Here is an 11,165-nt window from a genome sequence, read left to right on the forward strand (position 1 = left end):
GTGAGGTGGTTCGAGGATGACGTTGGTCTCTGCGGTGCGGCGTAGTCGGTGGGGTGTGGTGGTGCTGGCTGCGGTGGCGCTCGTTGCGGCGGGGTGTGCGCAGGAGCGGCCTGCGATTGTCGCGTTGAAATCGTTGCCACGGCTGGTGGAGTATCCGGCGGGGTATGAGATGCCGAGTAAACCGGAGAGTATCTCCGCGGATCAGCCGGGTACGGCGGTGCCGCTCACGTTCACCGACGAGAGTTGTCGGTCGCTGATCGAGAACCCGGTGGGGGCCGGGGCGAAGGAATCGGTTACCTCCGGTACCAACCCGGCCGTGTTCCTCGTGCAGATCGTCGAGTCCGATCTGGCGGTGGCCGATTTGACCGCGCTCGCGCAGCGGTGCGCCGACGTCGAGGCGCGCACCGGGACCGGCAACACGTTGCGCATGAAGGTGACTGCGATCGATCCGCCGAAAACCGTTGCCGCGGAGAGTGTTGCGATCCGAACCGCCGGAACCCAGGAGACGCGTATCGGCGACGCACCGCCGAAGCAGACCCAGATCGGCCAGCAACGCTACGTCGCCCGCGTCGGCAAATACGTCGTCTCGGCGCTGGCGATCCTGCCCCCGATGCCCGAGGAGGGCTTGGCCGCCGAGATCGGTGTGCTGGGCAACGTCTTCCAAATCGCGGTCGACCGACTGACGCAGGAAACCCGCTGAATTACGGGACGAGTCCGGCGTATTCGGGGTGTTCGGCGATGTACTTCTCGACGTACCAGCAGGTGGGGATGACCTGGTAGCCGTGGTCGCGGGAGTCGTCGAGGCCGTATTTCACGACCTCGGCCGCCACGCCGCGGCCCCGGAATTCGGGGAAGGTCATGGTGTGGTGGAAGTCGCGGACCTTGGGGTCTTCGCGTTCGGCGTAGTCGGCGTATCCCGCGAGGACATCGTCGTGGTAGATCTCGTAGCGGGTGTCGTCGACGTTGTGCTCGAGCCTGGTGGTCATATCCACCGATGCTAGTCGGGCTACAGGACCGCGCCCGGATTGAGGATGCCTTCGGGGTCGAGGGCGTCTTTGATGCGGCGGGTCAGGGCCATGACGTCGGGGCCGACCTGGTCGGGCAGCCAGGCCTTTTTCAACCGGCCGACGCCGTGTTCGCCGGTGATGGTGCCGCCGAGGGCGATGGCCAGGTCCATGATCTCGCCGAAGGCGCGGTGGGCGCGGGCGGTGTTGTCGGGGTCGGTGGGGTCGTGCACGATCAGCGGGTGGGTGTTGCCGTCGCCCGCGTGCGCGATCACCGAGACGAGCACCTCGTTGCGTTCCCCGATCGCGGCGACGCCGGCGATCAGGTCGCCGAGGCGGGGCAGCGGCACGCCGACGTCTTCGAGCAGCAGTGGCCCGATCTTCTCCACGGCGGGAATCGCGAATCGTCTTGCGGCGGTGAAAGCTTCACCTTCTGTTGCGTCGGCTGTGTGGAAAACCTCTGTGGCCCCGGCCTTCTCGCACAGTCCCACCATCACTTGTGCTTCGTGCCCGGCGAATTCGCCGGGCGCATCGGAGCGGGCGACGAGCAGGGCCGCAGCGGTGCGGTCCAGCCCCATGCGCATCTCGTCCTCGACCGCGTTGATCGCGACGGTGTCCATGAATTCGAGCATGGCGGGGCGCAGGGTCGAGGTGATCGCCAGGATCGCGTCGGTCGCGGCGGTGAGCGAGCCGAAACTCGCGACGACGGTCGACTGCGGCGGCTGCGCGGGCAGCAACCGCAGGGTGAGTTCGGTGATCACCCCGAGCGTGCCCTCGCTCCCGACGAACAGTTTCGTCAACGACAACCCGGCCGAATCCTTGAGTCGCGGTCCACCGAGTCGCACCACGGTCCCGTCGGCCAGCACCACTTCCATGCCGAGCACGTAGTCGGTGGTCACGCCGTACTTCACGCAGCACAGCCCGCCCGCGTTGGTCGCCGCGTTGCCGCCGATCGAGCAGATCTCGAACGACGACGGGTCCGGCGGGTACCACAGCCCCTCCGCCGCGACGGCCCGCTTCACCTCGGCATTGAGCAGCCCGGGCTGCACCACCGCGATCCGGGTCACGGTGTCGACGCTGATCTCGCGCATCAACTCGGTGCTGAGCACGATCCCGCCGTCGACTGCGGTCGCCCCACCGGACAACCCGGACCCGGCGCCACGCGGCACCACCGGCACCCGATGCGCGTGCGCCCAGCGCACGGTCGCCGCCACATCGGCGGTACTGCGCGCCCGCACCACCGCCAGCGGCGTCCCCGCATCCGGATCACGCGCCCAATCCTGCCGATATCCCGCCAGCAGATCGGGGTCGATGACGACCGCCCCGTCCGACACCGCCGAAATCAACGAATCGAGGTCACCGCTGCGCTCGTCCACCTGTCCACGCTAACCCGCGCACCCCGTCCACCGCGGGCACTTCGTCCTGGTCAATTGATCACCACGCACTCACGCAAGCATCGCCCGAGAGCGATCCTGCACAGGAACATGGTGATCACTTGACCAGATCTGATGTGTTTCCGAACAAGTGAATTTCCGCATGACTGTGATCTGGCGCGTCCGGTTGGTGTATACGCCGTCCAATCGGCGACAATGCCTGTACCGGGTGTGTTCGATGGCTGAATTGCCACGCGGCCCAGCGTGTTTCGAGTTCTGCTCCACGGTGCGTTTGTCGCGCATCGATCACGCGACGCTGTTGCGCCGCACCGTTTTTCGCAGGGAGGACTGGCGATGATGCAGGAACCGCAGAACCGCGCTGAGATGGTCGGTGCGCTGTTGGCCGCCGAGTTCGCCGACTCGGGCGTCGACACCGACGTGGTGCATCGCGTCTACGTCGGCGCACACGACGAATGGGTGCGGGCGCTGGAGGCGACCGGCGTGTTCGGTGTCCGCGCGCTGTCCGAGATCGCCCAACACTGGGCCGCGGATCCCTGCCTGCTCCGCGATGCCCTCCTCGCCGAGTCCGACGAGCTCACCCGTCGCCGCTGCCTGGCCGCTTGGACCTCGTTCGACACCAGGCCGATCGCCGCAGTCGGTCGCTGACGATCCGTCGGTCACCACGGTCGGTCGCTGACGATCCCGGCCGGTCCGCGGTCGCTGACGCCCCCAGCAGGTCGCCGCGCCGAGGGCCCGGCCCACCCGTTTGCCCTTTGCTCACCCTGACTTCACCTGCCGCTGGCAGGCTGGCGGCGTGGAGCATCAGGCGAGTGTCACCGAGTCGGTGGCCGACCGATTCACCCGTTGGTGCGAGGCGGTCGTCGCGCGCCTGCCGTGGGGGCTGGACCGGTATGTGCCCGCGACGTTTCTCGGCTTCGCGCTGATCAACAGCTTCACCTTCGGTGTCGACCTGCTGTTGCTCACGTTCCTGCGCAGCGGTCTCGGCCTGGCGGTCTGGTTGTCGATCACCCTCGCCTACATCGTCGCGTTCGGGCTCGCCTTCGTGCTCAACCGCACCTTCAACTTCCACTCGCACGCCCCGATGGGCAAGCAGGCCGCGGTGTACGCGGTCGTGGTGCTGGTGAACTATCTCGCGTTCATCCTCGGCGTCGGCTCGGGCCTGGCCGCTCTTGGCCTGCAGTATCACGTGGCCAGGTTGGTTGCGGGGGCGTGCGAGGCGGTGTACATGTACAGCGCGATGCGCTGGATCGTCTTCCGACGCAAGCCTGCCGTCGTCACCGCGGCGTGACGTCAGGACCGCAGCATTTCAGGACCACAGTATTTTCAGGACCGCAGCACCTCGGTGCGATCACCGTCGACCAGGACCACATCGTTGTCGGTCAGCGCCCAGTGCGGGACCCCTTCGGCCACGCAGTGCGTCAGCATCTCGGCGGCGTCACCGTCGGGGTCGGTGGGGGAGTCGAGGTGGACGACCAGTCGTCGATCGACCAATCCCAGTCCGTCCCACTGTGGTTCGATGCCGGTGGCGGGCAGCACCTCGGCGGGATCGTCCATGGTTTCCAGCCCGTGCAGATCGGGCCCGAGCAGGCAGGCTCCCGCGCTGTAGCCCGCATAGACGAGTGCGTCTTCGCGCAGCAGTGCGGGAAGCACGGAATCGGCACCGCTGCGGGCGAATTGGGCACGCAGGACAAAGGTGTTGCCGCCGCGCACCCAGACCATCGGAAACGCGCGTAGATGACGTTCCAGCCGGTCGGGTTGCCCGAGGTACTCACGTAGATCCAGCACTTCCGGTGAATAACCCTGTTGTTCAAGGGGTTTCACGTCGCTGGTCACCGCCGACGACCAGGCGTCCGGCCACGCGTCGCACGCGTTCGGAATCACCGCGACCCGCCCCGGCGCGCCGACGAGCCCGACGAGCCGATCGGCGAAACCCCCGAACCTGTACGACGCCAGGAAAAGTCGCATCAGATGGTGAACGACAGATTCCGCACGAGCCGCTCACCGAGCGCCGTGTCACCCTCGACGACAACCTCGTCGAGATGCCGGTCGATAGTCGTCCGGCCGCCCCGCAGTCGCGCGAAAAGCCCTGAGTCCACCCGGATCACCGCCGTCGGATCCTCCTCGGTCGAGTCGAGCACCGATCCGCGCCCACCGGCCACCGACAGATGAACCTGCCTGGTCACCGGCCCGGTCAGGTCGAGGGTGATCAGCGAACCGTCCGGCGCCTTCGCGCCCTTGACCACCGCACGGCCGAGGCCGAGGGTGAGTTCGGCGAATGCCGCCTCGGCACGCGCGCCACCCTCTGGCACGCTGCGTCCGATCCCGTCGGCGAGGTCGAGTTCGTGCATCCAGCAATCGAAGAGCCGGACCCGCATGAACCGCCCGTAGGGCACCTGCCCGACCGGTGAGACGGTCGGGGCCTGCCAGGCGTCGTCGTCCATGGCGGCCAGCGCGGCGCGGCGACGCTCGGTGGTCTCGTCGAACAGTGCGAGCAGTCGCTTGCCCGACAGCGGGCGCAACCGGTCGACCCAGATCTCGTTGAGCACAGCCACTTCGTTGCGTACGTGCCCCAGGGTGCGCACATCGGTCTTGGGGCGCAACGGATCATGCGGCGGCGGTGTCTCGCCGAGCAGCCACGATTCGGTGCCGATCACGTGGGCGACCACGTCGAACAGGGTCCAGCCGGGCAGCGGAGACGTTCGGCGCCAAGCCTTTTCGTCGAGGTCGGCGACCAGCAGCGCGATGGCCTCCCACTGCTCGGCGAGCAGATCGGTGAGTTGTTCGCGGCCGGGCGTCTCGATCATCCCTGTGCTCCTTCGGATTCGCTCTGGTCGAGAGCGGAAAGCCCCGCGCGGATCGCCGCGGCGGTCGAATTCGGTTCGTGCGGACGACGCAAGAGGAAGCCCTTGGCGAAGGTGAGTTTGTCACCGTGTTTGCGCGGGACCACGTGCAGATGGACGTGGCCGACGGTCTGGAAGGCGGCGGTGCCGTCGTTGAGAATGAGATTGGCGCCGTCACTGGCGAGTCCGCTCACCCGAAGGGCGCGGGCGAGCCGGTGGCCGGTGCGAAAGATCCGGGCGCCGAGATCGGGATCGAGATCGTCGAGTTCGGTCGCGTGGACTTTGGGAACGATCAGGGTGTGGCCCCGGGTGATGGGACGAATGTCGAGGAACGCGCACACCGCGTCATCGGAGTAGACCATGGTCGCCGGTGCGGTACCCGCCACGATCTGACAAAAGACGCAGTCGTTCACAGGCTCGACCCTACGGTGTGAGCTGGGTCGCGCAACAGCCCGACGGTGCGGGGTAAATGAGCCGCGTCACGTATCGTCCGATTCGACGGAGCGCGACCAGGAGTCGGACGTCGAGGTAAGTAACCGACCATCATGTGCGGTCTTGTGCGCCCCTACCAGCGGCGACGATTCTGAGTGCGGGCGCCGATCGGCGCCGGCCGGGCCGAGAGCCCGTTGTCACGGCTGATCAGGGCTGAGGTGTCCGTTTTGTGGTCCTGCGTCCAGTTCTCGGTTGTGACGGGCATCTCGGCTAGGCTCACCGCGAGCCGAGTACAGTTGCCAGGATTTCAGTTGAACCTACTCACGGGTAACGTCGGCTGACCCGTTGTTCCCAGGCTCGAAGCCAGCACGAAAAGGAAGTCTGACTAGTGGAGACAACGCAAAACGTGGGCGAGGGATCGCCGCGCGGAGCGCGTGTCGGAGTCGTTCGCGAGTCCGGCCCGGGTGAGCGGCGAGTCGCCTTGGTGCCCAAGATCATCCCCACCCTGTCCAAGCAGGGTGTCGAGGTGATCGTGGAAGCCGGTGCGGGCCTCGGCGCGCTCATCCCCGACGCTGCCTATGTAGAAGCGGGCGCGACCATCGGTGACCCGTGGTCGGCCGAGGTCGTCGTCAAGGTTGCCCCGCCCAGCGATGCCGAGGTGGCCAAGCTGTCCTCCGGGCAGACCATGATCGGTTTCCTCGCACCGCGCAATGCCGACAACCAGATCGGCGCGCTGAAGGCCGCCGGTGTGCAGGCTTTCGCTGTCGAGGCGATTCCGCGTATCTCGCGCGCGCAGGTGATGGACGCGCTGTCCTCACAGGCGAACGTGGCCGGTTACAAGGCCGTACTGCTCGCCGCGTCGGAGTCGACCCGCTTCTTCCCGATGCTCACCACCGCCGCGGGCACCGTGAAGCCGGCCACCGTGCTGGTGCTCGGTGTCGGTGTCGCCGGTCTGCAGGCCCTCGCAACGGCCAAGCGTCTCGGTGGCCGCACCACCGGTTACGACGTGCGTCCCGAGGTCGCCGATCAGGTGCGCTCGGTCGGTGCGCAGTGGCTGGATCTGGGGATCGACGCCGCCGGTGAGGGTGGGTACGCCCGCGAACTCACCGACGAGGAGAAGGCCCAGCAGCAGAAGGCCCTGGAAGACGCCATCAAGGGCTTCGACGTCGTGATCACCACCGCGCTGGTGCCGGGTCGCCCCGCACCCCGCCTGGTCACCGCGGCCGCTGTCGAGGGTATGAAGCCCGGCAGCGTGATCGTCGACCTGGCCGGTGAGACCGGTGGTAACTGCGAACTCACCGAGCCCGGCGAGATCGTCGTCAAGCACGAGGTGACCATCGCCTCGCCGCTGAACCTGCCAGCCACGATGCCAGAGCACGCCTCCGAGCTGTACTCCAAGAACATCTCGGCGCTGCTGGAACTGATGCTGGTCGACGGCAAGCTCGCGCCCGATTTCGAAGATCAGGTGCTCGCTGATTCCTGCGTCACCCGTGAGGTGGAAGCCTGATGTACACCGAACTTCTCGCCAATATCGCGATCCTCGTGCTCTCCGGCTTCGTCGGCTTCGCGGTGATCTCCAAGGTCCCCAACACCCTGCACACCCCGCTCATGTCGGGCACCAACGCCATTCACGGCATCGTCGTGCTCGGCGCGCTGGTGACCCTGGGCAATGTGAAGGACCCCTCGCTGCTGGTGCAGGTGATCCTGTTCGTCGCCGTGGTGTTCGGAACACTGAACGTCATCGGTGGCTTCGTGGTCACCGACCGCATGCTCGGCATGTTCAAGGGTAAGAAGAAGGCGGCCGAGTGATGCACGCAGTCGACAATATGACCTACCTGGTCAACGGCCTCTACATCGTGGCCTTCTCCATGTTCATCTACGGCCTGATGGGTCTCACCGGCCCGAAGACCGCGGTGCGCGGTAACCAGATCGCCGCTGTCGGTATGGCTTTGGCCGTTGCCGCCACCTTGATCTCAGTGCGCCACGCCGCCCTGCTCAACTGGATTCTCATCGCCGCTGGCCTCATTGTCGGTGTGGCACTGGGTGTTCCGCCCGCCATCCGCACCAAGATGACCGAGATGCCGCAGCTGGTCGCGGCCTTCAACGGTGTCGGCGGTGGCACCGTCGCGTTGATCGCGTGGGCCGAATTCGTCGACAGCGCAGGGTTTTCCGACCTGCACGAAGAGCCGACCATCCACATCATCATCGGTTCGCTGTTCGCCGCGGTGATCGGCTCGATCTCCTTCTGGGGCTCGATCATCGCCTTCGCCAAGCTGCAGGAGATCCTGTCCGGCAAGCCGATCAGTGTCGGTCGGCTACAGCAGCCGCTGAACCTGCTGCTGCTCGTCGGCGCGATCGTGTGCGCCGTGGTGATCGGCCTCGGCGCCGACAACGGTGGCGTCTCGCAGCTGTGGATGATCGCGCTGCTCGTGCTCGCCGGTGTGCTCGGCCTGATGGTCGTGCTGCCCATCGGTGGCGCGGACATGCCGGTCGTCATCTCGCTGCTCAACGCGCTCACCGGTCTGTCGGCCGCGGCCGCGGGTCTGGCGCTGAACAACACCGCGATGATCGTCGCTGGCATGATCGTCGGCGCGTCCGGCACGATCCTGACCAACCTGATGGCCAAGGCCATGAACCGCTCCATTCCCGCGATCGTGGCCGGTGGCTTCGGTGGCGGCGGCGCGGCGGCTGCCTCGGGTGACGGTGAAGCCAAGACCGCGAAGGCCACGTCGGCCGCCGACGCCGCGATCCAGATGGCCTACGCCAACCAGGTGATCGTGGTCCCCGGCTACGGCATGGCCGTGGCCCAGGCCCAGCACGCGGTCAAGGAGATGGCGCTGCTGCTCGAGGCCAAGGGCGTCGAGGTCAAGTACGCGATCCACCCGGTCGCCGGTCGCATGCCCGGTCACATGAACGTGCTGCTCGCCGAGGCCGAGGTCTCCTACGACGCGATGAAGGAAATGGACGACATCAACGGTGAATTCAACCGCACCGATGTGGTCCTGGTCATCGGCGCCAACGACGTCACCAACCCGGCCGCCCGCGACGACAAGTCCAGCCCGATCTACGGCATGCCGGTGCTCAACGTCGACCAGGCCAAGAGCGTCATCGTGCTCAAGCGCTCGATGAACTCCGGCTTCGCCGGCATCGACAACCCGCTGTTCTACGCCGACCACACCTCGATGCTGTTCGGTGATGCGAAGAAGTCCGTCGGTGCTGTCACCGAGGAACTGAAAGCGCTGTAAGACAAGCGAATACCACCGCGAAAGCCCCGCCGTTCTCCGCGAACGGCGGGGCTTTTTCGCCATCAGACGGTCATGTCTGGGTGAGGAGTGGGTGGGTATGCCTGAACCTGGAGAGCCGACAACGAGAGGAGTTCGATCTCGTGGAGGAGATATTGCGGCCGGTCATCGTGGTGCTCGTGACGGTGGCGATCACGGTCTCGGTGGGGCTGCTGGTCGAGCGAGGGTTGCGCTACGGTGCGCGGCACAAGCCCGGCGTTCATCTGCCATCGTTGCGCAGACTGCAACTGCCGCTACAGGTCCTGCTCGGCACGGTTACTTTGCACGCGGTCTATCCGCTCGCGGAGCTCGAGCTTCGCCAGGACGCGGTGATCCGGAACTTCCTGGCGACCGCGGCCGTCATCGCGGCGGTGTGGTTGGTCATCCGAGCCACCGATGTGGTCGCCGAAAGCCTGCTGCGGCGTTACGCCCAACGCGCCAGCGAGATTTCGCGAGTACGGCAGTTGCGCACGCAGCTGGGCCTGGTGCGTCGCATCATCACCTCGGTCCTGGTGGTCACCACCACCGCCGTGGCCATCCTGTTGCTGTTCCCGAGCCTGCGGACCCTCGGCACCTCGATGCTGGCCTCGGCGGGCGTGATCGGCATCATCGTCGGTGTCGCCGCCCAGTCGACGCTGAGCAACCTCATCGCGGGCTTGCAGATCGCCTTCGGTGATTCGGTCAAGATCGGCGATACCGTTGTGGTGGAAGGGGAATGGGGCGTCGTCGAGGAGATCACCCTGTCGTTTCTGACCGTACGGATCTGGGACGACCGCAGGCTCACCATGCCGGTGTCCTACTTCAACAACAAGCCCTACGAGAACTGGTCGCGGGGCGGCTCGCAGGTCACCGGCACGGTCTTGCTGCACCTCGACCACAGCACCCCGGTGCCGCAGCTGCGCGAGCATCTGCACACCTACCTGCGTGACTGCCCGGAATGGGACGGGCGTAACTGGAATCTGCTGGTCACCGACAGCACGCCGACCGACATCGTCGTTCGTGCGACGATGTCGGCCGCCGATGCCGACGACGCGTGGACCTTGCGCTGCGCGGTCCGCGAGGAGTTGCTGGCCTGGATCGGCCGCCACCACGCGTACGCGCTGCCGAAGATCCCGACCGCGATCACCCACTCCGTCGAGGAGTCTCGTTCGAGTGATCGCGTCGGTGACGAGAGCGCGCGGGCCGCTGCGTCCTAGTCCTACTTGAAGCGCTGCGCCAGCAGGTCGAGGAGCGCCATGGCACCCCGGTAGTCGGGGCGCTTGCTCGCCACCGGCAGGTCGTACACCTGGTTCTTCTGGAAGGCGGGCAGCATGGCGTGTGCCGGATCCTGCTTCAGCCCGGCGATGTCGCGGCCGCCGGGGAGGGTGATCATGAACAGCACTGGGGCGTCGACGACGGTGCTCAGCAGTTCGGGGCTGAAGGTCACCCAGTCGCCTGCTTCGGCGCGGGGCGGGTTGCCTGCCTTCGCCTCGATCTTGTCGTCGACGGTGAAGCCGACATCGGACAGCAGCGTGGCCAACGGGGTGTTGGGGGCGAGCAGGATGGCCTTGCCGTCGGGCTGGGACTGCATCACGGCCGTCGCGCCCTGCGGCAGCTTCAGACCGGACTTCACCTGCGCGACCTTGTCCTTGTAGGCGGTGATCATCCCGCCCACCTTGTCGGGACGGTTCACGAAATCGGCCACCGACTTCAGCTGGTCCTGCCAGTTGGCGAGGTTCGATGGCACCAGTGCGGTGGGCGCGACGGCGGCGAGCTTGTCGTAGTTCTTGATCGTCTGCTGTCCGGGCCAGCCGGGTCCGCCGCCGATGATCAGGTCCGGCTGCTGGGAGGCGATGAACTCCAGGTTCAGATCGTCACCGGAGGGCACCGCCACGGTGCCCTGCTCCTTGGCGTCCGCGGCCAAGGCCGGGGGGAACTCGCCGGGGTTCAGGCTGACGCCGAGGATGCGCGGATCTGCGGCTTTCACCTTCGCGCCCAGGTCGAAGAGGTATCCGGCGAGCGCGCCGTTGAGGACCACCACGCGCTGCGGGTTCGCGGGCACGGTGACGGGTCCCTTGGCGGTGTCCACCTGGCGCGTGCCGGTGTCGGCCGGCTGGTCGGCGGTGGAGTTGCCGCAGCCCGCTGCCGTCGCGGCGACCGCGACGATCAGGAGTGCGGCGGCGGCGCGCATGCGTGCCGTCATTCGATGAGCTGACATGGAGGGTGTTCCTTCTT

Annotated in this window: 13 protein-coding genes; 7 read left to right on the forward strand and 6 right to left on the reverse strand. The window is 66.7% G+C overall.

The window, feature by feature from the left end; genetic code table 11:
* The first annotated feature begins 16 nt into the window (after positions 1-16).
* The gene (locus tag ACFW6D_RS24135; protein ID WP_379331634.1) at positions 17-700 is read left to right on the forward strand and encodes a hypothetical protein; all 684 of its coding nucleotides are present in this window, start codon (positions 17-19) and stop codon (positions 698-700) included.
* Between the two features lies 1 nt (position 701).
* On the opposite strand, the gene ACFW6D_RS24140 is transcribed toward ACFW6D_RS24135, so the two are convergent.
* Together ACFW6D_RS24140 and ACFW6D_RS24145 are read right to left on the reverse strand one after the other, a co-directional pair.
* Complete coding sequence (locus tag ACFW6D_RS24140) at positions 702-986, reverse strand: GNAT family N-acetyltransferase (RefSeq protein WP_379331636.1); 285 nt, start codon at positions 984-986, stop codon at positions 702-704.
* A gap of 20 nt (positions 987-1,006) precedes the next feature.
* Complete coding sequence (locus tag ACFW6D_RS24145; protein WP_379331638.1) at positions 1,007-2,380, reverse strand: FAD-binding oxidoreductase; 1,374 nt, start codon at positions 2,378-2,380, stop codon at positions 1,007-1,009.
* A gap of 351 nt (positions 2,381-2,731) precedes the next feature.
* On the opposite strand from ACFW6D_RS24145, the gene ACFW6D_RS24150 reads away from it, so the two are divergent.
* Entirely contained in the window at positions 2,732-3,043 is a 312-nt protein-coding gene (locus ACFW6D_RS24150; RefSeq protein WP_379331639.1) for a hypothetical protein, read from the forward strand.
* Positions 3,044-3,191: 148 nt separating this feature from the next.
* Positions 3,192-3,686 (forward strand): GtrA family protein, encoded by a 495-nt coding sequence (locus tag ACFW6D_RS24155; RefSeq protein WP_379331641.1) that lies wholly within the window; start codon positions 3,192-3,194, stop codon positions 3,684-3,686.
* A gap of 35 nt (positions 3,687-3,721) precedes the next feature.
* On the opposite strand, the gene ACFW6D_RS24160 is transcribed toward ACFW6D_RS24155, so the two are convergent.
* The 3 genes from ACFW6D_RS24160 to ACFW6D_RS24170 are packed head-to-tail and all read right to left on the reverse strand — an operon-like array spanning position 3,722 to position 5,651.
* Complete coding sequence (locus tag ACFW6D_RS24160; protein ID WP_379331643.1) at positions 3,722-4,363, reverse strand: Type 1 glutamine amidotransferase-like domain-containing protein; 642 nt, start codon at positions 4,361-4,363, stop codon at positions 3,722-3,724.
* Positions 4,363-5,202 (reverse strand): maleylpyruvate isomerase family mycothiol-dependent enzyme, encoded by an 840-nt coding sequence (locus ACFW6D_RS24165; RefSeq protein ID WP_379331645.1) that lies wholly within the window; start codon positions 5,200-5,202, stop codon positions 4,363-4,365. Before ACFW6D_RS24165 ends, ACFW6D_RS24160 begins: the two co-directional genes overlap by 1 nt.
* The gene (locus ACFW6D_RS24170) at positions 5,199-5,651 is read right to left on the reverse strand and encodes an HIT family protein (RefSeq protein ID WP_379331647.1); all 453 of its coding nucleotides are present in this window, start codon (positions 5,649-5,651) and stop codon (positions 5,199-5,201) included. Before ACFW6D_RS24170 ends, ACFW6D_RS24165 begins: the two co-directional genes overlap by 4 nt.
* 407 nt (positions 5,652-6,058) lie before the next feature.
* Here ACFW6D_RS24170 and ACFW6D_RS24175 point away from each other — a divergent pair, with 407 nt between their 5' ends.
* The 4 genes from ACFW6D_RS24175 to ACFW6D_RS24190 all read left to right on the forward strand — a co-directional run bounded on the left by ACFW6D_RS24175 (position 6,059) and on the right by ACFW6D_RS24190 (position 10,147).
* Positions 6,059-7,177, forward strand: coding sequence for a Re/Si-specific NAD(P)(+) transhydrogenase subunit alpha (locus ACFW6D_RS24175; RefSeq protein ID WP_379331649.1), 1,119 nt, complete (start codon positions 6,059-6,061; stop codon positions 7,175-7,177).
* Positions 7,177-7,479: an NAD(P) transhydrogenase subunit alpha gene (locus ACFW6D_RS24180; protein ID WP_056818017.1), complete on the forward strand. Its 303-nt coding sequence runs from the start codon at positions 7,177-7,179 to the stop codon at positions 7,477-7,479. The genes ACFW6D_RS24175 and ACFW6D_RS24180 overlap by 1 nt, the downstream gene beginning before the upstream one ends.
* Before the next feature lie 17 nt (positions 7,480-7,496).
* Positions 7,497-8,915 carry an NAD(P)(+) transhydrogenase (Re/Si-specific) subunit beta gene (locus tag ACFW6D_RS24185; RefSeq protein WP_379331721.1) on the forward strand — a complete coding sequence of 473 codons (1,419 nt, stop codon included), beginning with the start codon at positions 7,497-7,499 and terminating at the stop codon, positions 8,913-8,915.
* A 140-nt stretch (positions 8,916-9,055) separates the two neighbouring features.
* A complete protein-coding gene (locus ACFW6D_RS24190) occupies positions 9,056-10,147 on the forward strand; it encodes a mechanosensitive ion channel family protein (protein WP_379331651.1) in 1,092 nt (363 codons plus the stop codon).
* Between the two features lie 2 nt (positions 10,148-10,149).
* Here ACFW6D_RS24190 and ACFW6D_RS24195 read toward each other — a convergent pair whose 3' ends face one another.
* Complete coding sequence (locus tag ACFW6D_RS24195; protein WP_379331653.1) at positions 10,150-11,148, reverse strand: ABC transporter substrate-binding protein; 999 nt, start codon at positions 11,146-11,148, stop codon at positions 10,150-10,152.
* Between the last annotated feature and the right edge of the window lie 17 nt (positions 11,149-11,165).

Origin of the sequence: Nocardia sp. NPDC058705 (assembly GCF_042749305.1) — a bacterium.
In the GTDB taxonomy this organism is placed as follows: Bacteria; Actinomycetota; Actinomycetes; order Mycobacteriales; family Mycobacteriaceae; genus Nocardia.